The 22127-nt window shown below is 48.8% G+C and carries 22 protein-coding genes; 11 read left to right on the top strand and 11 right to left on the bottom strand.

The window, feature by feature from the left end; genetic code table 11:
- Positions 1–2 precede the first annotated feature (2 nt).
- From ACO0LF_RS04540 to mltG, 8 genes are all read right to left on the bottom strand, one after another.
- On the bottom strand, positions 3–1238 hold the full coding sequence (locus tag ACO0LF_RS04540; protein ID WP_423012308.1) for a branched-chain amino acid ABC transporter substrate-binding protein: 1236 nt from the start codon (positions 1236–1238) through the stop codon (positions 3–5).
- 107 nt (positions 1239–1345) lie between these two features.
- Positions 1346–2998, bottom strand: a complete 1653-nt coding sequence (locus tag ACO0LF_RS04535) for a 3-(methylthio)propionyl-CoA ligase (RefSeq protein ID WP_423012306.1) — start codon at positions 2996–2998, stop codon at positions 1346–1348.
- A 266-nt stretch (positions 2999–3264) separates the two neighbouring features.
- Positions 3265–4170, bottom strand: coding sequence for a 23S rRNA (adenine(2030)-N(6))-methyltransferase RlmJ (locus ACO0LF_RS04530; RefSeq protein WP_423012304.1), 906 nt, complete (start codon positions 4168–4170; stop codon positions 3265–3267).
- 82 nt (positions 4171–4252) lie between these two features.
- On the bottom strand, positions 4253–4756 hold the full coding sequence (locus tag ACO0LF_RS04525) for a GNAT family N-acetyltransferase (RefSeq protein WP_423012461.1): 504 nt from the start codon (positions 4754–4756) through the stop codon (positions 4253–4255).
- Between the two features lie 5 nt (positions 4757–4761).
- Positions 4762–5151, bottom strand: a complete 390-nt coding sequence (locus ACO0LF_RS04520) for a PilZ domain-containing protein (protein ID WP_423001137.1) — start codon at positions 5149–5151, stop codon at positions 4762–4764.
- A 20-nt stretch (positions 5152–5171) separates the two neighbouring features.
- Positions 5172–6203, bottom strand: coding sequence for a DNA polymerase III subunit delta' (gene holB, locus ACO0LF_RS04515; protein ID WP_423012302.1), 1032 nt, complete (start codon positions 6201–6203; stop codon positions 5172–5174).
- Positions 6200–6847 carry a dTMP kinase gene (gene tmk, locus ACO0LF_RS04510; protein WP_423012300.1) on the bottom strand — a complete coding sequence of 216 codons (648 nt, stop codon included), beginning with the start codon at positions 6845–6847 and terminating at the stop codon, positions 6200–6202. Before tmk ends, holB begins: the two co-directional genes overlap by 4 nt.
- Positions 6848–6862: 15 nt before the next feature.
- Positions 6863–7849, bottom strand: a complete 987-nt coding sequence (mltG, locus tag ACO0LF_RS04505; protein ID WP_423012298.1) for an endolytic transglycosylase MltG — start codon at positions 7847–7849, stop codon at positions 6863–6865.
- Positions 7850–8001: 152 nt separating this feature from the next.
- Here mltG and ACO0LF_RS04500 point away from each other — a divergent pair, with 152 nt between their 5' ends.
- Genes ACO0LF_RS04500 through ACO0LF_RS04490 form a run of 3 tightly spaced genes read left to right on the top strand, consistent with a single transcriptional unit; the run spans position 8002 to position 10106 of the window.
- The gene (locus ACO0LF_RS04500; protein WP_423012296.1) at positions 8002–9042 is read left to right on the top strand and encodes a YgfZ/GcvT domain-containing protein; all 1041 of its coding nucleotides are present in this window, start codon (positions 8002–8004) and stop codon (positions 9040–9042) included.
- Positions 9043–9081: 39 nt separating this feature from the next.
- On the top strand, positions 9082–9369 hold the full coding sequence (locus tag ACO0LF_RS04495; protein ID WP_423012294.1) for a DUF4936 family protein: 288 nt from the start codon (positions 9082–9084) through the stop codon (positions 9367–9369).
- A complete protein-coding gene (locus ACO0LF_RS04490; RefSeq protein ID WP_423012292.1) occupies positions 9360–10106 on the top strand; it encodes an NRDE family protein in 747 nt (248 codons plus the stop codon). The genes ACO0LF_RS04495 and ACO0LF_RS04490 overlap by 10 nt, the downstream gene beginning before the upstream one ends.
- A 47-nt stretch (positions 10107–10153) precedes the next feature.
- On the opposite strand, the gene ACO0LF_RS04485 is transcribed toward ACO0LF_RS04490, so the two are convergent.
- From ACO0LF_RS04485 to ACO0LF_RS04475, 3 genes are all read right to left on the bottom strand, one after another.
- Entirely contained in the window at positions 10154–11395 is a 1242-nt protein-coding gene (locus ACO0LF_RS04485; RefSeq protein ID WP_423012289.1) for an MFS transporter, read from the bottom strand.
- Positions 11396–11480: 85 nt separating this feature from the next.
- On the bottom strand, positions 11481–12791 hold the full coding sequence (locus ACO0LF_RS04480) for a homoserine dehydrogenase (protein ID WP_422975055.1): 1311 nt from the start codon (positions 12789–12791) through the stop codon (positions 11481–11483).
- Positions 12792–12926: 135 nt separating this feature from the next.
- Positions 12927–14156 carry a pyridoxal phosphate-dependent aminotransferase gene (locus ACO0LF_RS04475; RefSeq protein ID WP_423012286.1) on the bottom strand — a complete coding sequence of 410 codons (1230 nt, stop codon included), beginning with the start codon at positions 14154–14156 and terminating at the stop codon, positions 12927–12929.
- Between the two features lie 325 nt (positions 14157–14481).
- Here ACO0LF_RS04475 and bla point away from each other — a divergent pair, with 325 nt between their 5' ends.
- From bla to ACO0LF_RS04435, 8 genes are all read left to right on the top strand, one after another.
- Entirely contained in the window at positions 14482–15375 is an 894-nt protein-coding gene (bla, locus tag ACO0LF_RS04470; RefSeq protein ID WP_423012284.1) for a class A beta-lactamase, read from the top strand.
- 86 nt (positions 15376–15461) lie between these two features.
- Positions 15462–15839 (top strand): Mth938-like domain-containing protein, encoded by a 378-nt coding sequence (locus ACO0LF_RS04465; RefSeq protein ID WP_423012282.1) that lies wholly within the window; start codon positions 15462–15464, stop codon positions 15837–15839.
- Complete coding sequence (locus tag ACO0LF_RS04460; RefSeq protein WP_423012280.1) at positions 15836–17527, top strand: glycosyltransferase family 39 protein; 1692 nt, start codon at positions 15836–15838, stop codon at positions 17525–17527. The genes ACO0LF_RS04465 and ACO0LF_RS04460 overlap by 4 nt, the downstream gene beginning before the upstream one ends.
- A 6-nt stretch (positions 17528–17533) precedes the next feature.
- Positions 17534–17905: an EamA family transporter gene (locus ACO0LF_RS04455; protein ID WP_423012278.1), complete on the top strand. Its 372-nt coding sequence runs from the start codon at positions 17534–17536 to the stop codon at positions 17903–17905.
- Between the two features lie 64 nt (positions 17906–17969).
- The gene (locus tag ACO0LF_RS04450; protein WP_423012276.1) at positions 17970–19097 is read left to right on the top strand and encodes a DegT/DnrJ/EryC1/StrS family aminotransferase; all 1128 of its coding nucleotides are present in this window, start codon (positions 17970–17972) and stop codon (positions 19095–19097) included.
- A gap of 19 nt (positions 19098–19116) precedes the next feature.
- Positions 19117–20082, top strand: coding sequence for a glycosyltransferase (locus tag ACO0LF_RS04445; RefSeq protein ID WP_423012274.1), 966 nt, complete (start codon positions 19117–19119; stop codon positions 20080–20082).
- Positions 20083–20092: 10 nt separating this feature from the next.
- Positions 20093–21019 (top strand): formyltransferase, encoded by a 927-nt coding sequence (locus ACO0LF_RS04440; RefSeq protein ID WP_423012272.1) that lies wholly within the window; start codon positions 20093–20095, stop codon positions 21017–21019.
- Between the two features lie 57 nt (positions 21020–21076).
- Entirely contained in the window at positions 21077–22117 is a 1041-nt protein-coding gene (locus tag ACO0LF_RS04435) for a bifunctional UDP-4-keto-pentose/UDP-xylose synthase (protein ID WP_110253336.1), read from the top strand.
- Positions 22118–22127: the final 10 nt, after the last annotated feature.

Raw genomic sequence — 22127 nt, 5'->3', positions numbered from 1 at the left:
GTTTAGCCTGGTCGTTTCATTTGGCAAGAAGAAGGTTGCGACGCGACGAATGCATCTATCTTCTGATTGGTTTTCCAACCCATGCCGGTATTTTCCTGATCAAATTTGACATCCTTGCCATTGGTCTTTACCCAGGTGGCGATATACAGCGGCTGCTGAATTTGATGATCGACTTTACGCATACTGTCATCGCCATTCAGGCTCTTGAAGTTCAAACCCTCGAGCGCCAGGGCCACCTTGGCAGGTTCTATGGATTTAGCCTGTTTGACAGCCTGCCCCATAGCTGCCAGGACAGAGTAAGTCGCCATGGAATAATAGTCATCTTTGTATTTGGCTTTGAAACCTTCAATGATGTCTTTACCTGCGAAAGTTTCATTGTTAGCATTCCAATAACCTACATATTTGACGCGGTCTATACCTGCTGCACCCATGGCTGTCGGCACACCCGTAGTCGACGCATAATAAGTGTAGAAATTGGCTTTCAAATCAGCGTCTTTCGCCGATTTGATCAGCAAGGCCAGATCGGCACCCCAGTTGCCTGTAATGACTGTGTCTGCACCGGAAGCCTTGATCTTGGCGACATAAGGAGAGAAGTCCTTGACCTGCCCAATAGGGTGAAGGTCGTCACCGACGATTTGTATATCAGGACGCTTGCGTGCCAGATATTCCTTGGCTGCACGTGTCACCTGATGACCAAATGAATAATTCTGGCCTATGATATAAACCTTCTGGATATTTTTGTCTGCCGCCATGAAGGTCGTCAAGGCTTCCATTTTCATATCCGAATTGGAATCAAAACGGAAATGCCAGAAACTGCATTTGCTGTTTGTCATATCAGGATCAACGGCTGCATGATTCAGGTAAATGATTTCTTTTCCTGGATTACGCTCATTGTGCTTATTGACTGCGTCCAGCAAAGCCAGGCCTACTCCAGATCCATTACCTTGAGTGATATAGCGAAAACCTTTATCGATGACAGTCTTCAAGACATTCAACGATTCTTGCGGGCTGCCCTTATTATCAAAACCAACTACTTCAAACTTGTGTTCCCCCGCCCATTTTTCAGCATTCGCTTTGTCAGCAATATATTGATAGGAATTCAGAATATTTTGCCCAACTGGCGCAAAGGCACCTGAAAGTGGATCGATATAGGCGATCTTGATGGTATCAGCCATCACTGATGGTACGGCGAAGGATAAAGCGACTGCAGCAAGGCTGGCACGTAAAGGAAATTTCATTTGTCTCTCTCCGGTATTCTCTTTGTTTGGAATCTAGATTTTTTTCGTTTTGTCGCTACTTCCAGGGCATATCCCAGCTCACAATGATCGGCCATGCCCTGCACTTCCTATGCAGTTGGTAGTTTATATTCCTTGAATTGCTCCCTTAGTTTATTTTTCAAAATTTTCCCTGTCGCGCCCAAGGGCAGGCTTTCGATAAAGACGACATCATCGGGTAACCACCATTTGGCAACCTTGCCTTCAAAAAATTGCAGCAATTCCTCTTTGGTGACTTCGGCGCCTGGCTTTTTGACCGCCAGCAACAAGGGGCGCTCGTCCCATTTCGGGTGAAACACACCTATACAGGCGGCCTGCAAAATCGCCGGATGTGAAACCGCCACATTCTCCAGATCTATCGTACCTATCCACTCACCGCCGGATTTGACGACATCCTTGCTGCGGTCGGTAATTTGCATATAGCCATCGGCGTCTATGGTTGCTACGTCTCCGGTAGGAAACCAGCCATCCTGCAACACATCACCGCCTTCATTTTTAAAATAACTCTGGATGATCCACGGACCTTTAACCAGTAAATTGCCATAAGTTTTGCCATCCCAGGGCAATTCCTTACCTGCATCATCGACGATTTTCATGTCCACGCCATACAAGACATGGCCTTGTTTCTGGAGTATGGCTTCTTTCTCTTCTTCCGCCAGATCAGTATGCTTGGCCATCAAGGTACCTGCGGTGCCCAAAGGCGACATTTCTGTCATACCCCAGGCATGTACCACTTCCACACCATAGGTATGGCGCAAGGTTTTCATCATGGCAGGCGGGCAGGCTGAACCTCCAATCACAGTACGTTTGAAGGTCGAGAATTTCAAGTTATTTTGGGCCACATAAGTCAGCAAGCCCAGCCAGACGGTAGGTACGCCAGCAGAAAAAGTCACCTTTTCTTGCTCAAACAATTCGTAGAGCGATTTACCATCCAGATGCGGGCCAGGGAAAACCAGTTTAGCCCCATTCAAAGGTGCGGAATAAGGCAGACCCCAGGCATTCACATGGAACATGGGGACCACAGGCAAGACAGAGTCCCGCGCCGATACATTCAAGCCATCGGGCAAAGAAGAGCCATAAGAATGCAAGATGGTGGAACGATGGGAATATAAGGCACCTTTAGGGTTACCTGTCGTGCCCGAGGTATAGCAAAGACTGGAGGCGGAATTTTCATCAAATTCGGGCCAGATAAAATCATCACCATTGGCTTCGATTAAATCTTCATACGCCATCAGATTCGGGATTTTGCCATCAGCAGGCAATTTATCCCTGTCGCACATCATGATATAGCCCTTGATACCCGGGCAATGCGGCACCATCGCCTGCACGATAGGCAAAAAAGTCATATCGAACAATAAATACTGGTCTTCTGCATGATTGGCGATATAGGCAATCTGCTCAGGATGCAACCTGGGATTAATCGTGTGCAGGACTGCGCCAGAACCAGATACTGCATAATAGGCTTCCAGATGCCTGTAGCCATTCCAGGCCAGGGTGGCGATACGGTCGCCGAGCTTGACGCCCAGCTTGGCAAAAGCATTCGCCAATTTTTTTGAGCGTTTATGACATTCGCTATAGTTATAACGATGTATATCCCCTTCCACCCTGCGGGAAACAATCTCATTCTTCCCAAAATAACGATCAGCATGTTCAATGAGGCTGGAAATAAGCATGGGCTTGCTCATCATTTGCCCCATTACGGGACTCATAGCATAAGACGACATTTGTTCTCCTGAAATCTGCAGCGTTATCGATTACTTTGGTATTTCGTTAATTTTCTGAATATTATTCTTTATCGATTTTTGTACGACCGTACTAATCCGTCAATCAGTATTTTTTTTGCAATGCACAAAGGATATCTTGTTTAGCTTCAACTTTTTTGTTTCCCCACAAACAAAAATGCGGAAGAAAGCTCTTCCGCATTGCAGCAATCAACAAATTTGCTTTGTCTCGAAAAGAGAGCCTTGCTCTCCTTGACGAACACATTCTCTTAACGTTTTCCAGTTGTCCCCGCTTCGCCGGACTCAAGTACAAAACCAGCCCCCCCATCTTTGCCCAACACTTTGACCAGATAGGGCATGACTTCCTTCAGGGTAGCCAGCAAAGTCCAGGGTGGGTTCAAGATAAACATGCCGCTGCTATGCAGGCCAAAACCATCTGGCGATGGGCCACTGATGGATAAAGTCACATTGAGCCAGCTATTCGCTTGCAGGCGTTTGAGTTTTTCTGGCAGGGAGCACGATTCCTGACGCTGCAAGACGGGATACCAGACCGCAAAGGTACCAGTAGGGAAGCGTTTTATGCCATCCTCAAGGCAGACCTTGACGCGACGATAGTCATCCTTGACTTCATAGGGAGGATCGATGAGTACCATGCCACGGCGAGATGGCGGCGGCAACAAGGCCTTCAGGCTTTCAAAACCATCGCCAGCCGAGATAATGACGCGCTTACCCCTGACTGTCTGGCGTATGCCCTGCTCTGCTGCATGGTTATCAAGCTTGCGGAAATTTTCGCTCAATATCTTGATTTCGCTGGGATGCAGCTCAAACAGGCGCAAGCGGTCTTGCTCACGCATGACGATATTGGCGCAATATGGTGAGCCAGGGTAGTAACGCATTTTACCGCTGGGATTGAGGCCCTTGATCAAATCCATATAGGAAGCCAGAGCCTCGGGGATATCTTTCCTGTCCCACAAAGGAGCGATACCAGTCTCAAATTCCGCATTCTTACTGGCATAGCCACTATCAAGTGCATACAAACCAGCACCTGCATGGGTGTCGATATAGGTATAGGCCGTATCTTTTTGGCCCAGATAATCAAGCAACTGGATCAGGACAAAGTGCTTCAGGACGTCGGCATGATTACCGGCATGAAAGCCGTGGCGGTAGCTCAGCATAATAAAATCTTTCAAAAATGGATAGGCAACCTGCCATAGGCAAGTCACCCGAAATGGTAGCAAGCGAAAATGAAAAGCTAGTTCAGGCTACCCGCTTGCCGAGTATGATCAAATCGCGCTCTATGCCATCCAATGTCGCTACCCGTGGCATATTTGCCCAGGTCGCAAAATCAAACGCAGCAAATAACTTCAGACTAGGGACATTATGACCAAAAATAAAGCCTAGCAGAGTGTGAACCTTGATTTTAGGTGCATGGGCAATAGCCTGATTCAGGAAATAACGTCCCAAACCCTGACCACGTGCTGCTACATGCAAGTAAATAGACAATTCGGCAGTGCCTGAATAGGCAGGCCTGCCATAAAAATTCGAAAATGATAACCAGCCTATGATCTGGCCATGTTGTTCGCAGACCCAGAGCGGTCGTGACTCCGGGTGATGCTCATGAAACCAGGCATGACGTGACTCTACCGTCACCGGCTCGGTATCTGCGGTAACCTCACGGGACTCAATGGTGGAGTTATAAATCTCCACGATTTGTGGCAAATCCTCAAATTGAGCCAGTCTATGCGTAAATTCTGCAGCCATCTTCATCAAATCGTATGCGTGGCCCGGGAAGAACGTACTGCCGCGCCTAGCAATTCTTCTACACGCAAGCGTATCCTGGTACCACTTTCATCATCCGGGAAGTGCACACCTATACCTTGCGACTTGTTATTACCAGCACCTGCAGGAGTGATCCAGGCCACTTTGCCAGCGATAGGGTATTTGTTGGGGTCATCCAGGAGTGTCAAAATCAGATAAATCTCTTCACCCAGGCGATATGTCTTGTTAGTAGGCACAAAAATACCGCCATGCTTCAAGAAAGGCATGTAGGCTGCAAACAAGGCAGCTTTTTCTTTAATTGCCAGTGATAACACCGAAGGTCGATTCGGTGAAGGCATATTGAGCGGAGCACTAGGGTCTGCTGGTAAATCTGACATGTTCAGGCTTTCTCAATTCTTTAATTAAATAGTGCTGAGTATTCAAGCAGCATGTCTTCCAAAAATAATTTGGCCGACAAAGGATGGCTGGCTATCGCCTGTCTTTCATTGCAATTCTTGATGAATTGCTGCAAAGCTGACGCATCAACCTGCATGGACAAGGCTTTCAACTCTTTCTCATAGCGAGGATGATACCGGATTCTGCCACTTTGTTTATAGGAAAATATATCGTAGAGCCAACGTTGTAGCCAGCCAACGACGACGGGCATTTCCATTTTCTGCATCTTGTCAGCTGTTTTGAGGCTCAGTTCTGTACCTGGCTTGCTCAAAAAGCGGATAAATTCATCCAGGTCAGCACGCAAGTCTGAATGCGCCATATCCATCGCTGCCAAAGGGGCGCCGCCCTGTTGTGCAAGCCAGACGTCGGCGTCTTTGATCCCTTGTTTTTGCAACCACTCCAGAGCGACAGCAGCATCAGGCAAACCTAGCCCAAACTTGTGGCAACGCGACAAGATCGTTGGCAACAACCTGTCTATGCTATTCGAAACCAGTATGAATACTGTATTGGCATTAGGCTCTTCCAGCGATTTCAGCAAGGCATTTGCCGCTGGCACATTCAGCGCCTCGGCAGGATACAAGACGATGACGCGCCTGCCGCTGCGGTGAGTGGAAATATTCATGAAATCCGACAAAGCCCGGATTTGGTTGATGACGATTTCCTTGGAAGGTGCTTTACTGGCCTTGCTGGTCTTAGCAGCAGGTTCCGTCTCATCACCTGCTGGCGCGTCTTCTTCATCCAGCAACTCTGGCCTGACGCGACGATAATCAGGATGACTGTATTGTGCAAACCAGCCACAGGACCCACATTGCTGACAAGCATGCCCACCCTTCCCCGGGCTTTCGCAAAGCAGGGATTGCGCCAAATGCTCGGCAAACACAGTTTTACCTATGCCTTGTGGTCCGTGCAATAGAAAAGCATGAGGCAAGCGCTCCCCCAAAGCCTGCATCTGCTGCCAGGCTTCTTCTTGCCAGGTATAAAGTGGGTGCCTCATATCACTGCATGCGCCGATTTTAGCAAGTCGTCGATCAAGACATCCAGCTGCAAACGAATTGCCTCTATGCTTTGCGTGGAGTCTATGATTCTGAAACGCTGTGGAAATTCCGCAGCCCTGCGTAGGTATTCATTGCGGGTAGCGGCAAAAAAATCGGCTTTTTCTTGTTCAAACTTGTCCAGATCACGTGTTGCGTCCAGGCGGGCACGTGCCACTTCCAAAGGTACATCGAATAATAGCGTCAGGTCTGGCTGCAAATGCGGATGCACCCATTGTTCCAAGGCATTGAGTTTATCCAGCGATAAATTCCTGCCACCACCCTGATAAGCAAAGCTGGCATCCGTGAATCGATCTGAAATAACCCAATTACCCTGAGCGAGTGCAGGCTCTATGACTTGCGCAATATGTTCACGACGCACGGCAAACATCAATAAAGCCTCTGTTTCCAGATGCATTTTTTGCTTCAAAAGCAATTCGCGCAAGGTCTCACCTAGCGGAGTACCACCTGGTTCACGGCTACAAATGACTTTTACTTCATACGCTTGCAGTCTGTTTTGCAAACGCTCTGCCACATAGGCGATATGGGTGGACTTACCTGCACCGTCTATGCCTTCAAAGCTGATAAATTTTCCTGTGGGCTTCATTCTTGATTTTATTAATTAGCGTTGATACTTGTTCACTGCGCGATTATGGTCATTCAGGTTATCTGAAAACTGACTGGTGCCATTACCACGCGCCACGAAGTATAAAGCATCACTGCGTGCTGGCGCCAAAGCCGCGAAAATCGACTCCATGCCAGGCAGGGCAATCGGCGTGGGCGGCAAGCCAACGCGTGTGTAGGTGTTATAGGGCGTATCGGTCAGCAAATCACGTTTATGTATCTTGCCTTGATAGCGCTCACCCATGCCATAAATAACGGTTGGGTCGGTTTGCAACAGCATACCTGTACGCAGGCGATTGACAAAGACCGAGGCTATCATAGGGCGCTCGGATTTTTGCCCAGTCTCTTTTTCTATGATGGAAGCCATAGTCAGCGCTTCATAAGGATTCTTGTAAGGCAAGCCATCTGCGCGTTTTTTCCAGGCTTCATCGAGTTTCTTCAACAATAGGGCATGCGCCTGCTGATATAGCTGAACATCGGTACTGCCCTTGGCAAAGCGATAGGTATCTGGAAAGAACAAGCCTTCTGCCTGCGGAAAATCAGGTGTGATCTTGCGCATGAGCTCAGCTTCACTCAAGCCCTGGGTTTCATGCTTGATGGCTGGATGTGCGTCGACCAGCTTGCGCATTTGTTGAAATGTCCAACCTTCTATGACTGCCAGGCTGGCCATGGAAAATTCACCATTGACGATCTTATTGAGCAAATCGACTGGAGTTTTACCCGCCTCTATCTCAAAAGACCCTGCTTTCATGCGATTAGCCTTGCCTAATGCGCGTGCCAGTGCCTCAAACAGCAATGGCTGCACCGGCACACCTGCCTCATAAACCTGGCGCGATGCACTACGTACGCTGCTACCTGGCTTGATGGTAAATTCCCGTGCTGCGCCCTCGCTGAAAATAGGGAGTTGCATCCAGTAATAGAAGCCGCCACCTGCGGCCAGCGCAAGTAAAATCAATAATACAAATAGTTTTTTTATGAAACCCATGTAGACAGCTTAATCAAAATTGAGGGAGTTCTGACGAGATTTTGCAGACACTACTATAATTCGCCTGAACAGGTGCAGGCGGTATTGTAAGGCCAGCGCAGACATTAAGCGAATCAGCAGATAAATCAGCAAATAAGAGTGAGTATATCAATATGACGTGGGAAGACTTTTTATCCAGCCAGGGCGCAGCGCTTGAAGACTTGAGCATTACTGGTTTCGTACCGCATTGGCAGTCAGATGCCCTGCAGACAGGGTTTATTGCTCCTTTGACCGATCTTGGTCTGATTCGTGTCACTGGTGAAGACGCCGCCTCATTCTTGCATAATCAATTAAGCAACGACGTTGAGCATTTGGGTGGCAGTGAACTGCGCCGCGCTGCCTATTGCACTCCCAAAGGACGTATGCTGGCCAGCTTTGTGTACTGGAAAGATGGCCAGGATATTATCCTGCAACTATCAAAAACCATACAAGCGACTGTACAGAAACGCTTGCAAATGTTTGTTTTACGGGCCAAGGCCAAATTACACGATATCAATGCTGAATACGTCGTTTTGGGGCTAGGCGGAACTGCTGCGTCAGCAGCACTGCAAGAATGGTTCCCGGAGTTGCCAGCCAAAGTTGACCAAAAACTGAGTAATGAATATGGCAGCCTGCTGCGCATGAGCGATGCCAAAGATGCACCGCGTTATCAATGGATAGCGCCGGTGGAAATTGCCCAGCAAGCCTGGCCAAAATTAAATACCCAGTTAAAGGCAGTGAACACCAGCGCCTGGCGTGTGACTGAGATTCAGGCGGGCATTGCCATTGTCATCGCCAGCACACAAGAGAAGTTTGTCCCTCAGATGATCAATTTTGAACTCATAGGCGGAGTGAACTTTAAAAAAGGTTGCTATCCAGGCCAGGAAATAGTCGCGCGCAGCCAATATCTGGGCAAACTCAAGCGTCGTATGGCAATAGCACTGGTACACGCGAAAGATGTAGCAGCAGGAACCGAAGTATTTAATAGCGATGATGTCAGCCAGCCTTGCGGCATGATCGTTAATGCAGAACAACATCAGGAAGACCGTTCGCTGGTGCTGATAGAAATGAAGCTGGCCGATCAGGAAAGTGGTCAACTGAGCTTGGGTTCGGCCACTGGCGCGGCAATAGAGATATTGCCTCTGCCGTATGCGATAACCGACATTACGCAATAATTATACAAATTCGCGCAATAAAGAATTAAAAGCAGGCATATGAATTGCTATATTTATTTTAAAGCCAGTGCTGACAAAGAAGCTGAAGTGCTGCAACAGGAGCAGTTGTTGCAAAACCTGATGCGTCAGGCTGACCAGCAAAGGCCAGGCTTGCAGAGACGTCCAGCGGAACAGGATGGCATGCATACCTGGATGGAGATTTATCATCAGGTTACGTCTGATTTTGAACAGCGACTTGAGCTGGCTTACGCGCAAACTGGATTACAGCAATTACTGTCTGGTAAGCGACATATGGAATATTTTATGGATGTAGACTTATGTGCCTGATTGTCTTTGCCTGGAAGTTGATACCCTGCACACCATTTGTGTTTGCCGGTAACCGTGACGAATTTTATGACCGGCCTGCCTCTGCGGCAGACTGGTGGCAAGACAATCCCAAAATATATGCGGGACGCGACTTGCAATCCGGCGGCACCTGGCTGGGCATGACTACACTGGATGGCGCAGATAGCCTGACCAGCAAATTTGCCGCCATTACCAATATCCGCGCACCTTCCGAAAGACGGGAAGATGCCCCATCGCGCGGCGAACTGGTTGCCAATTACCTCAATAGCGACTTGAGTGCGCAAGAATATATCGCCAGCATTCGCGATACCGTCGCGGACTATAATGGTTTCAATTTACTGATCGGTGACAAGGAAGACTTGATCTGGTTTTCCAACCGCAATCAGGACGATGTACGCAATGGTCAACCCCTACCCCCTGGCATCTATGGCATTTCAAATGCCTCGTTAGATACTCCCTGGCCTAAAGTTGTCCGTACCAAGGCGGAATTTGCCAGCATGATATGCCAGCGCGCCCCGGTAGATGCCTATTTTGAAGTGTTAGCCAACACCACCCCCGCCCCCGATTGCCGCTTGCCTGATACTGGTGTTTCTTTCGAGATGGAGCGCTTATTGTCCTCGCCCTGCATAGTCTCACCCAGTTATGGCACCAGGGTTTCTACGGTAGTCAAAGTTCACAAAGACTATCCGGCGGAATTCCATGAAAAGCTGTTGCGCTGAGTAGTATTCAATATCTGGCCTGATCGTCATTCATTGCTAGTCAGGCCTTATATTTTTTCAAGTTTGGCTTTCCACAACAAAGCTGCCGCCAGCAACTTTAATATGCAGGGTAAAGCTGCATACGCCAGTGTCAGCGCCTGCAAGCCCTTGGGACTTGCCACACCAGGCACATAGCCCAGGTATTCCAGCGCTGGCAAGGCAAGGCCTGCTGCCACGGCCAGGTTCATTTTGCTGGCCCAGTTCCAGACGCCAAAATAGCTGGCTTCGTTTTTTTCACTATGCCCTGCGGCATGGATGACGCCTGCCAGCAAAGCCGGCGGCAATGCCAGGTCTGCTCCCAGGCTAATGCCTGAAAAAATACAAATCATAGCAAAAGCCCAGGCATCACCAGCATCCAGGGCCAGCACGCCAACAAAACTGAGGACTGACAGCAACATCGCAAACAGCCATGCTTTGACTTCGCCTTTTCTTTGGGCCAGGTGAGTCCAAAAAGACATGGATAAAGCAGCAGCCAGAAAATATATCAGCAACAACACGCCGGACAAATGTGCCAGATGCAGGCGATCTTTAGTAAAAAACAGGAACAAGGTCGCCGGTATGGCAGCGGCTATGCCATTGACTACAAATACCAGAAACAAGGCTTTGAAACTGTGATTGGCGAATAGATGACGCAAAGACAGCGGGACATGATCTACTTCTGTCACACCCGACTTTCGTGACGTACGGCGTATCAAAAGCAATGCAGTTATCAGCAGACTAAAACTCAAGATGCCAGACAATATTGTGACATTGCCAAACTGTATGATGATGGCTGTCGTAATCACGCCAGCAAGGCCACATGCCTCCCGTACACTGGTCAGCCTGACTCTTTGACCTGGCTCTTGCGTCAGGGCCGCCCCCCAACTTTGGTAAGCAATACTGGCCAGGCTGAATCCGGCATATACAACCACCAGTGTCACGAAGAACCAGGCGAAAGCAGGATTGCCTGACAAGTGAGGAGGATGAAATAGTCCAATGAAACCAATAATCAATAATGGCAATGCCAAAACTATATACGGTGCGTAAGTACGGCTCTGTGGCCTGCGGTCTATCACTGCTCCTATGAATGGATCAATGAAGGCATCCATGATGCGGGTCAACAATAATGCAGTACCTATTGCCGATAAAGACATGCCCAGGCGGTCGGCATAAAACTGTGGCACATAGACATAGATGGGCAAAGCTACCATCGCCAGCGGAAAGCCAAACAAAGCATAGGACAGCAACTGCGATAGTGAGAGGCGCGGCATATCTTCCTGTTTGTACTGACTTGAGAAAAGAAAAAAGCGTGGTCATTATTGCATGACCACGCTTTTTTGTTTAATTTCTGAAAATTTAGCTCAGTTCTTCCAGGCGCAACTTCGTCACGGCACCAAAGACGGAATCGAGTTTTTCGATTTTCTCTATCGCTGCGACAATATTTTTTTCCTTGGTCTGATGCGTGAGAATGATGATATCTGTCTGCGTTTCACCTTCAGCCGGTTCTTTTTGCAGCATGGCATCGATGGAAATCGTCAAATCTGCCAGGATACGTGTGACATCAGCCAGAACACCAGGTTTGTCTGCCACATGCATACGCAGATAATAACTGGTGACGATTTCTGCCATAGGCAAGACTGGCAAATCACTGAGGGAATTAGACTGAAAAGCCAGGTAAGGCACGCGATGCTCAGGATCAGCCGTTGCCAGGCGCGTGATATCCACCAGATCGGCAATTACTGCAGACGCGGTAGGCTCAGAACCAGCACCCTTGCCATAGTACAGCGTTGCGCCGACTGCATCACCATGTACCAGTACCGCATTCATGGCACCCTCCACATTGGCGATCAGGCGCTTTTCCGGGATCAGGGTTGGATGCACACGTAGTTCTATGCCAGCTTCAGTACGTTTGCTGATACCCAGCAATTTGATGCGATAACCCAGTTCTTCTGCATAACGGATATCACTGGCTTGCAGTTTGGTGATGCCTTCGACATGGGCTTTGTCAAACTGCATGGGAATGCCATAGGCAATTGATGCCATGATAGTAGCTTTGTGCGCAGCATCGACACCTTCGATATCAAAGGTAGGGTCCGCTTCTGCATAGCCCAGTTCTTGCGCCTGTTTTAACACAGTGGCAAAGTCCAGACCTTTGTCACGCATTTCAGACAAGATGAAATTGGTCGTGCCATTAATGATACCGGCGATCCACTGTATGCGGTTGGCAGTCAGGCCTTCACGCAAAGCCTTGATGATAGGGATGCCGCCAGCAACCGCGGCTTCAAATGCGACCATGACGCCTTTTTCTTCTGCCGCCTTGAAAATTTCATTGCCATGTGTGGCCAGCAAAGCTTTATTAGCAGTGACCACATGCTTGCCATTGGCAATGGCTTTCATGACCAGGTCTTTGGCGATGCCATAACCACCGATCAATTCGATGACGATATCGATATCCGGGTTAGTGACCACCAGATTGGCATCATTGACGACTTCACATTCACCATTGGTCAACTCACGCGCCCGCTCAACGTTCAGGTCTGCCACCATGGCAATCTCAATCGAGCGACCTGCGCGACGCGTAATCTCTAATTGATTGCGCTTCAAAACGTTGAAAGTGCCGGAGCCGACGGTGCCTATGCCTAACAGGCCTACTTTGATGGGTTTCATAAGTTTTCTAAACAGTAAAAAATGAAAATTTCAGGACTTTCGCAAAATTGTCCCAGCAAGGCATGACGACGAAGGCAGTACAAATTGTACGACTAGGAGTCATAACACCGCTGGGGCGGTTTTGCGCAAGTACTGCTAATTGGTGCCGTGACGCTTTCGGTATAACTCTAAAAAGTTAGCTATACGCCCGAAAGCATCTGTCAAATCATCCGTATTGGGCAAGAACACCACACGGAAATGGTCGGGATTGATCCAGTTAAATCCCGTTCCCTGTACCAGCAACACGCGCTGCTCGGTCAGCAGTTCGTGGATAAACTCCTGGTCATCCTTGATGGGATACATCACGGGGTCCAGTTTGGGAAACATATACAACGCAGCCTTGGGTTTGACGCAAGTCACACCAGGAATTGCCGTCAACAGCTTGTGCGCCAGATCGCGTTGCTTGAGCAAGCGACCACCAGGTCCAACCAAGTCATTAATGCTCTGGTAGCCACCAAGCGCCGTCTGGATAGCAAACTGCCCCGGCGCATTTGCACACAAACGCATGGAGGCTAACATATTCAAGCCTTCAATATAATCCTTGGCATGACGTTTTTCACCGGATACCACCATCCAGCCTGCGCGATAGCCACAAGAACGGTAATTCTTGGAAAGCCCATTCAGCGTCAGGAACAGCACGTCATCGGCCAGCGAAGCAATCGAGGTATGCTCTTCGCCATCATACAAAGTCTTGTCGTAAATTTCATCTGCAAAAACGATAAGCTGATGCTGGCGTGCTACTTCGACTATCTGCTGCAAGACCTCAACCGGGTACAAGGCACCGGTAGGGTTATTCGGATTGATGACGACGATGGCCTTGGTGTTGGGCGTGATCTTGCTCTTAATGTCGTCGATATCCGGCATCCAGTCTGCACTTTCGTCGCAGACATAATGCACAGGCTTGCCGCCTGACAGACTCACTGCCGCTGTCCACAATGGATAATCAGGTGCGGGCACTAATACTTCGTCACCACTATTGAGCAAGGCATTCATGCCCATGACGATCAGTTCTGACGCGCCATTGCCGATATAAATATCTTCTATCGTCACACCACGGATATGCTTTTCCTGGGTGTAATGCATGATGGCTTTGCGCGGTGCGAACATGCCTTTGGAGTCGGTATAACCGGCTGCATTTTGCATATTGCGTATCATGTCCTGCACGATTTCATCCGGCGGATCAAAGTTGAAGACAGCCAGATTGCCTATGTTCAGCTTGATGATCTTGTGACCTTCATCTTCCATCTGCTTGGCTTTTTCCATGACAGGGCCACGGATGTCATAACAAACGTCTGCTAGTTTTTGTGATTTTTGTATAGGTCGCACCGCTGCAATCCTTGATAATATTCATGAGTTGGCAACATCCACATTTACAAGCTAAGCTGAAAGCAGATGAAAGCCTACAATACAGAAAATAAGCGCAATACAGAAAATGCTGCACTGCCGAACGTTCCATTCTGCACAAAGCGCCGAATTTTATCAATCAGAACTTAGCAAAAGGCGAACTCACCAGCAGATTTGCATGGATAGAGTCGCAGCATGTATCGTAAATGAGGGTTTTGCCACCTAATACGCTTATCCAGACGCAGATAAAGAGAGCAAAAAGTACTGCATCTATCATAAAGCCTTGAACACCGAATAAGAAACCATCATGAAAAAACTCTTGCTTTCCGTCTTATTGACATTCGCACTCCTGGAGAATGCCCGCTCACAAAACGTCCTGGAAGCCATCGCCATCGATAGTGGTGGCAGGCTGAGCGCCAGCCTTCTGGTGCTGGAAACAGGACAAAGCCTGTGGATATTGCCGGATGCGCCAGCACCGATGCAAGGTGTGAGCAAGTTACCTATCGTCATGGCAGCATTGGCAGCTGTGGATCAAAACAAGCTCAAGCTGGATCACAAGATCGTCGTTAGCAAAGAAGACTTGCTCAATGAAGAACAACATAGCTTGTTACGCGACGAACACCCCGACGGCAATTTTAAAATTACCTTGAAAGAACTCATGCATCATGCCATCGCAGATAGCGATGGCACAGCCAGCGATGTCTTGTTGCGTTTGCTGGGTGGGCCAAATGCAGTCATGCAATATCTGGCACGACTGGGAATACAGGAGATCAAGATCATTGATACCGACAAGGAAATGGCAAAATCCTGGAATATGCAGTACCGCAATGTGGCCACACCCAAAGCCATGATCAAGCTGTTACAAGCTTTTCAGCAAGGTAAAGCGCTCAGTCCCAAAAGTCATGATTTGCTCATGCAATGGATGACCGATATTGACACCAAGACTGACACTAAGCCCAGCCCGGGTCGCATCAAAGGCTTGCTGCCTGCAGGCACACCTGTCGTTCACATCAGCGGTAATTCGCCCCCTCGCGGCAGCTTGACCCCTGCCCATAATGACGTAGGTATTGTGACTTTACCAGATGGTCACCATATGGTAGTTGCCGTCTTTATCACTGACAGTACAGCGCCGCATGTCTCCCGCGACCTCACCATCGCCAAAATTACGCGGGTAGGATGGGATGCCTGGACAAAAAAATAAGCCTGAAATCGCAAGGATAGTATGAGCAGGAATAAAAAACGTTACAATGCGCCACTCATTTCAGCCCCAACCTTTGAGCTATATCGATGAAGTTGCATTCTACCCCTACGCAGCAATACCAGACCATCACTGCCTACGAACGAGACAGTGTAGAAATTAATGCAATTACTTATGCCCACAGCCTGATTGTGCTGCCGGAAACCAAGCCCCAGCATTGGTCTGCCACCAGTTTTGAGCATTTGAATAATGCTGACTTCGCACAAATCGAAGCCACAGAGCCAGATGTTGTCATTTTAGGCACAGGCAACAAACAGCGCTTTGTGCACCCCAAGTTGACGGCTGCTCTGGCTGCCAAACGTATAGGCGTGGAATGCATGGACAATCAGGCGGCTTGCCGGACATACAATATATTGATGGCAGAAGGCCGCAAGGTTGCACTGGCGCTGATTATGGAAGCTGCATGAACCACACCTCCCCTTACGATTCACCGCGTACCTTATGGGCGCTGACCATCGCCTTTTTAGTGGTCTGGTTTTACATGCTGGGTGCAAGAACCCTGGTGCCGACGGATGAAGGCCGCTACGCCGAAATGGCGCGTGAAATGCTGGCCTCGGGCGACTGGATCACTTTGCGCTTGAATGGCATCAAGTATTTTGAAAAGCCTCCCCTGCAAAACTGGATGAATGCACTGACCTTTGCCATCTTCGGTCTGGGGGACTGGCAAGCACGTCTTTGGACAGGTTTGAATGGCTTGCTGGGTGTTGCTGCTGTAGCTTATACCGGCAACAAAATATTCAGCCGTCGCGTTGGTATAGTTGCCTCCCTGGTACTGGGCTCAAGCTTCTGGTGGGCGGGCATGGGTCATGTCAACTCTCTGGACATGGGCTTGTCTGGCATGATGACGCTGGCATTGTGTGGCTTGCTGGTCGCGCAAATGGCAGGTACCAATAGCAAGACTGAGCGCAATGCCATGCTGGTTTGCTGGGCTGGCATGGCATTAGCGACGATGTCGAAAGGCTTGATCGGGTTTGTATTGCCAGGGGGGGTATTGGTTATTTATACCCTGGTGACGCGTGACTGGGGCTTATGGAAACGCTTACATATGGGCAAGGGTTTAATCCTGTTTTTTGCTATCACAGCGCCTTGGTTTATCTTGATCGCGATTAAAAACCCTGAGCATCCACATTTCTTTTTTATTCATGAGCACTGGGACAGGTTTACAAGTGACGTGCACAAACGTGGCGGCCCCTGGCATTACTTTATTCCCCTGCTTATCATAGGTATCGTTCCCTGGATAGGAGTCTTGCTTCAGGGCTTATGGTCTGGAGTCAAAGATAAAACACCAGGTTTTCAACCGCAAAAAATGCTGCTCATTTGGGCCGCCTTCCTGTTTTTCTTTTTTAGTATTTCAGGTTCAAAATTGCCAGGCTACATTCTGCCTATCTTCCCTGCGCTCGCGCTTCTTATCGCTTGCGACCTGGAGAAATCAGATAATAGCCCAGTGAAAATAGCAGGCATCCTGTTCATAATATTTGGCATAGCTATTGCGATCGGCCTCACAATCTATCTAGGTAAATTACATGAGGCAGACGCATTTGACCAAGCCTTGGCGATTGCATACAAACCCTGGATAATTTGCGTAGCCGTGTTGGCGATCATCGGCGGGGCACTCACATGGCTGCTGGCACGTAAAGGCACAACAGGAAAAGACTGGGCGATTATTTGCCTTGCTGCCAGCGGTTATCTGGTAGGTCAAATTGGTTTTCTGGGACATAACCCTTGGGGTAAATACATTGCGGGCAGCGAATATATACTCGCAATCAAGGCAGAATTGACCTCGCCAACAACGCCTTTCTATGCAGTTGGCCGCTATGAACAGGCCCTGCCATTTTATCTTGAGCGCACTACGACACTGGTTGAGTTCCCTGATGAAATGCAGTTTGGCCTTGAGCAACAGAAAGAATTGTGGATACCAAAGCGTGAAGACTTCGTCAAACAGTGGCAGATGCATCAGGACAAGGGTGAAACTGCCGTTGCCATCCTGCGCAATGATATTTATGACGATTTGGCAAAAACTGATTTCCCCATGAGGGTGATTGCCAAGGACCCGCGCCGGGTGATCGTCGCCAATCTGGCCAATAAAAACAAATAAATCATTATGAATATCAATACCTTTGGCTTTATCTTCACTGGCATTATGCTTAATGCTGTTGCCCAGCTTTTGCTGAAGAAAGGCACGAATGCAGTTGGTGCCATACATCTTACTGCGGAGAACTGGTTCTCGACAGGCTTGCAACTGGCGACACAGCTACCCATCATTGGCGGCCTGACTTGTTATGTCTTTTCAGTCGTCGTCTGGATTATTGGTCTGTCACGTGTCGATGTCAGTATTGCTTATCCCTTATTGTCCCTGGGTTATATCGTCAATGCCATCGGTGCGTGGTATTTCCTGGGGGAAGTCATGTCCCTGCAAAGGATGCTGGCAATCGGCGTCATCATCATAGGTGTAGCCTTGCTGGTAAAGAGCTGAATTACTGCATTAGGCCACATCTCATATTCCACAAGAATAGTTCTGTTTTATTGAAAGGTTCACCATGAGTGACGCATCCACATTTTTGCCATTCACCAAACCAACTATCGATGAAGAAACCATCGCAGCCGTCACCGAAGTCTTGCGTTCTGGATGGTTGACGAGTGGACCCAAGGTGCAGGCACTGGAAGCACAATTATCTGAATATTTTGGTGGTCGCCCTGTGCGCACTTTCAATTCTGGCACCTGCACCATGGAAATTGCCCTGCGCATAGCTGGCATAGGCGCTGGCGATGAAGTCATCACGACACCAAATTCATGGGTGGCGACCGCCAATGTCATCATAGAAACAGGTGCAACGCCTGTGTTTGCTGACATTGATCCAAAAACACATAATATTGATCTCGACAAAGTCGAAGCTGCTATCACGCCGCGTACCAAGGCGATTATTCCCGTGCACATGTGCGGCCTGCCTTGCGATATGGATAAACTGTATGCTATCGCCGACAAATACAAGCTGCGCGTTATTGAAGATGCAGCGCAAGCGATAGGTTCCAGCTGGAAAGGCAAGCGCATAGGCGCTTTTGGTGACTTTGCTTCATTCAGCTTCCAGGTCAACAAAAACATCATGACTGGCGAAGGTGGTTGCCTGGTCTTGAACAATGCAGAAGAAGTGCGCCTGGCAGAAAAATACAGGCTGCAAGGCGTGACGCGCAGCGGCCTGGATGGCATCGATGTTGATGTACTCGGTGGCAAATACAATATGACCGATATTGCCGCTGCCATAGGCCTGGGGCAAATGAAGCATCTGACAGAGTTCAATGCCAAGCGCGCGGCCTTGGCACAGCATTACTTCACGAGCTTTGGTACTGACTTTGAACAAAAGACAGGGGCAGAGTTACCCGTTGCCGATTTTGAAAACAGTAACTGGCATATGTTCCACCTAGTTTTGCCAGAAAGCGTCAATCGCGCAGCTTTCATGCAGCAAATGCTGGATCAGCAAATTGGCCTGGGTTACCATTATCGTGCTATCCATTTGTTCAGCATGTATCGCGAACGCGGCTTTACCGATGGCATGTTCCCGATTGCTGAACGCATAGGCAAACAGATTGTTACTTTGCCACTATTCCCATCAATGAACACAGAAGATGTCGAAAGAGTCGTGTCTGCGGTAAAATCCTGCCTTCTCTGAAATCGGCAGAACAATACCAATGAAACCCGAACTCTCTGTTGTCATACCCGTCTACAACGAAGAAGCTGGCCTGGCCAAGCTGTTTGATCGTCTGTATCCAGCGCTTGATGCACTGGCAGCGCGTAGCGTCAGCTATGAAATAGTCTTTGTCAACGATGGCAGCCGCGATAACACGCCTGCCTTGCTGGCTGACCAATATCGCCTGCGTCCTGATGTCACGCGTGTCGTACTTTTCAATGGCAATTATGGCCAGCACATGGCTATTCTGGCCGGTTTTGAAGCCACGCGTGGTGAGATCGTCGTCACCCTGGATGCGGATTTACAAAACCCACCTGAAGAAATCGGTGCCCTCGTCGATAAAATGCGCGAAGGCTATGATTATGTAGGTTCCATACGCCGCAAGCGCCAGGATTCTGCCTGGCGCACTTACGCATCCAAGGCGATGAATCGCTTCCGCGAAAAAATCACCCGCATCAAGATCACTGACCAGGGCAATATGCTGCGCGCCTATGGCCGCAATGTGATTAACCTCATCAACCAGTGCAGCGAGGTGAATACCTTCGTCCCTGCCCTGGCGTACACCTTTGCCCGCAAGCCTACAGAAATCACGGTTGAACATGAAGAACGTTCGGCTGGTGAATCGAAATATTCGATCTATAGCCTGATACGCCTGAATTTTGATTTGATGACGGGCTTTTCCATCATGCCTTTGCAATGGTTTTCCATGCTGGGTATGGTCTTGTCCGTCTTATCTGGTGGCCTGGTGCTACTCTTGCTGGTGCGCCGTTTTGTACTGGGTGCTGAAGCCGAAGGCTTGTTCACCCTGTTCGCCATCGCCTTCTTCCTGATGGGCGTCATTTTGTTTGGTATAGGCTTGCTCGGTGAATATGTAGGTCGCATTTACCAGCAAGTGCGCGGTCGCCCGCGTTATGTGGTGCAAACCATACTTGAGCAATCCAGCGCAGATTTGCCTGAAGTTAATTAAGAAAGCAGAGATGACACCATCAGCATCCCCTGCAAAAGCAGTAGTTTTTGCCTATCACAGCGTCGGTGTGCGTTGCATCAAGACTTTGCTGGCACGTGGCGTAGACGTCAAACTGGTCGTTAGCCATACTGACAACCCGGCAGAAACTATCTGGTTTGAATCCGTTGCCGATCTTTGTCGTGAGCAAGGCATACCCTGCATCACTCCTGACGATCCAAAATCAGCTGAGCTGAAAGAACAAGTGGCAGCTATAGCGCCAGATTTCATTTTCAGCTTTTATTATCGCCACATGCTGCCGCTGGATGTATTGGCGCTGGCAAAACGTGGCGCTTACAACCTGCATGGCTCCTTGCTGCCTAAATACCGTGGTCGTGTACCGGTCAACTGGGCTGTATTACATGGTGAAACTGAAACTGGTGCCACCTTACATGAAATGGCCTTAAAACCTGATGCAGGCGACATTCTTGCTCAAGTATCAGCGCCTATTTTGCCGGACGACACAGCCTATGAAGTATTTGGTAAATTGACCGTGGCTGCTGAACAATGCCTGTGGAATGCCCTGCCAGATTTGATCGCAGGCACCGCCAGACGCTTACCTAATGATCTGTCAACTGGTAGTTATTTCGGTGGCCGCAAACCGGAAGACGGACGTATCAACTGGCAACAGACTGCCCAGCAGGTATATAACTTGCACAGAGCCGTTGCCCCGCCCTACCCTGGTGCGTTTACCGATCAGGCTGGCAAGCGTTTTGTTATCGGAAAAGCACGCTTATCCAAATCTGATACGGCAAATTTGCCGACAGGCTTACATGTAGTAGATAATAACGTCCTTGGCGTGTGCGGCGATGGCCGGGCACTGCATATTATTGAATTGTTAATGGATGGCAAAATTGTGGGCACGCAAGAATTGGCGGCCCTATTGAAGCAAACGGCATAAGCCTTTGTTTTGCGCATCTGAACTGGCAATCAACATTTACTTTAAAAAGAATTCATTATGAAAAAAGTCCTCATACTCGGCGTGAACGGTTTTATCGGTCACCATTTGTCCAAGCGCATTCTGGAAACCACAGACTGGGAAGTGTATGGCATGGACATGCAAACCGAGCGTCTGGGCGACATGATCAACCATCCGCGCATGCATTTCTTTGAAGGTGACATCACCATCAATAAAGAATGGGTTGAATATCATGTCAAGAAGTGCGACGTGATCCTGCCGCTGGTGGCAATCGCTACACCTTCCACATACGTCAAACAGCCTTTGCGTGTTTTTGAGCTGGACTTTGAAGCCAACCTGCCTATCGTCCGCTCCGCGGCAAAATATGGCAAGCACCTGGTGTTTCCATCCACGTCTGAAGTCTATGGCATGTGCCATGACGAAGAATTCGATCCGGAAGAATCTGAACTGATTTGCGGCCCTATCAATAAACCACGCTGGATTTATTCCTGTGCCAAGCAATTGATGGATCGCGTAATCTGGGGCTATGGCATGGAAGGCTTGAACTTCACTCTGTTCCGTCCATTCAACTGGATAGGTGCTGGCCTGGATAATATCCACACACCTAAAGAAGGCAGCTCACGCGTTGTGACGCAATTCTTTGGCCATATCGTCCGTGGTGAGAATATCTCCCTGGTCGATGGGGGTGCGCAAAAACGTGCTTTCACTTATATCGACGACGGTATCGATGCTTTGATGCGTATTATCGATAACAAAAACGGTGTAGCCAGCGGCAAGATCTATAACATCGGTAACCCGACCAATAATTTCTCCATCCGCGAACTGGCACACATGATGCTGGATCTGGCTGCTGAATATCCTGAATATGCTGAAACAGCCAAAAAAGTAGAACTGACAGAAACCACTTCTGCTGCCTACTACGGCAAAGGCTACCAGGATGTGCAAAACCGTGTACCAAAAATCACCAACACCTGTGAAGAACTGGGCTGGAAGCCAGTGACAACCATGCCAGACACCATGCGCAATATTTTTGATGCTTACCGCAGCCAGGTAGCTGAAGCACGCGCCTTGATGGACTAATACGGGACTA

Source organism: Undibacterium sp. Di27W, from assembly GCF_049340345.1.
Lineage (GTDB): Bacteria > Pseudomonadota > Gammaproteobacteria > Burkholderiales > Burkholderiaceae_D > Undibacterium.
This window is presented reverse-complemented; position numbering and strand designations above follow the sequence as displayed.

What these genes read in the sequence shown, in the direction of transcription:
- ACO0LF_RS04540 (WP_423012308.1), bottom strand. Translation starts at nt 1,238, where the DNA reads ATGAAATTTCCTTTACGTGCCAGCCTTGCTGCAGTCGCTTTATCCTTC.
- ACO0LF_RS04535 (WP_423012306.1), bottom strand. Translation starts at nt 2,998, where the DNA reads ATGTCGTCTTATGCTATGAGTCCCGTAATGGGGCAAATGATGAGCAAG.
- ACO0LF_RS04530 (WP_423012304.1), bottom strand. Translation starts at nt 4,170, where the DNA reads ATGCTGAGCTACCGCCACGGCTTTCATGCCGGTAATCATGCCGACGTC.
- ACO0LF_RS04525 (WP_423012461.1), bottom strand. Translation starts at nt 4,756, where the DNA reads ATGGCTGCAGAATTTACGCATAGACTGGCTCAATTTGAGGATTTGCCA.
- ACO0LF_RS04520 (WP_423001137.1), bottom strand. Translation starts at nt 5,151, where the DNA reads ATGTCAGATTTACCAGCAGACCCTAGTGCTCCGCTCAATATGCCTTCA.
- holB (WP_423012302.1), bottom strand. Translation starts at nt 6,203, where the DNA reads ATGAGGCACCCACTTTATACCTGGCAAGAAGAAGCCTGGCAGCAGATG.
- tmk (WP_423012300.1), bottom strand. Translation starts at nt 6,847, where the DNA reads ATGAAGCCCACAGGAAAATTTATCAGCTTTGAAGGCATAGACGGTGCA.
- mltG (WP_423012298.1), bottom strand. Translation starts at nt 7,849, where the DNA reads ATGGGTTTCATAAAAAAACTATTTGTATTATTGATTTTACTTGCGCTG.
- ACO0LF_RS04500 (WP_423012296.1), top strand. Translation starts at nt 8,002, where the DNA reads ATGACGTGGGAAGACTTTTTATCCAGCCAGGGCGCAGCGCTTGAAGAC.
- ACO0LF_RS04495 (WP_423012294.1), top strand. Translation starts at nt 9,082, where the DNA reads ATGAATTGCTATATTTATTTTAAAGCCAGTGCTGACAAAGAAGCTGAA.
- ACO0LF_RS04490 (WP_423012292.1), top strand. Translation starts at nt 9,360, where the DNA reads ATGTGCCTGATTGTCTTTGCCTGGAAGTTGATACCCTGCACACCATTT.
- ACO0LF_RS04485 (WP_423012289.1), bottom strand. Translation starts at nt 11,395, where the DNA reads ATGCCGCGCCTCTCACTATCGCAGTTGCTGTCCTATGCTTTGTTTGGC.
- ACO0LF_RS04480 (WP_422975055.1), bottom strand. Translation starts at nt 12,791, where the DNA reads ATGAAACCCATCAAAGTAGGCCTGTTAGGCATAGGCACCGTCGGCTCC.
- bla (WP_423012284.1), top strand. Translation starts at nt 14,482, where the DNA reads ATGAAAAAACTCTTGCTTTCCGTCTTATTGACATTCGCACTCCTGGAG.
- ACO0LF_RS04465 (WP_423012282.1), top strand. Translation starts at nt 15,462, where the DNA reads ATGAAGTTGCATTCTACCCCTACGCAGCAATACCAGACCATCACTGCC.
- ACO0LF_RS04460 (WP_423012280.1), top strand. Translation starts at nt 15,836, where the DNA reads ATGAACCACACCTCCCCTTACGATTCACCGCGTACCTTATGGGCGCTG.
- ACO0LF_RS04455 (WP_423012278.1), top strand. Translation starts at nt 17,534, where the DNA reads ATGAATATCAATACCTTTGGCTTTATCTTCACTGGCATTATGCTTAAT.
- ACO0LF_RS04450 (WP_423012276.1), top strand. Translation starts at nt 17,970, where the DNA reads ATGAGTGACGCATCCACATTTTTGCCATTCACCAAACCAACTATCGAT.
- ACO0LF_RS04445 (WP_423012274.1), top strand. Translation starts at nt 19,117, where the DNA reads ATGAAACCCGAACTCTCTGTTGTCATACCCGTCTACAACGAAGAAGCT.
- ACO0LF_RS04440 (WP_423012272.1), top strand. Translation starts at nt 20,093, where the DNA reads ATGACACCATCAGCATCCCCTGCAAAAGCAGTAGTTTTTGCCTATCAC.
- ACO0LF_RS04435 (WP_110253336.1), top strand. Translation starts at nt 21,077, where the DNA reads ATGAAAAAAGTCCTCATACTCGGCGTGAACGGTTTTATCGGTCACCAT.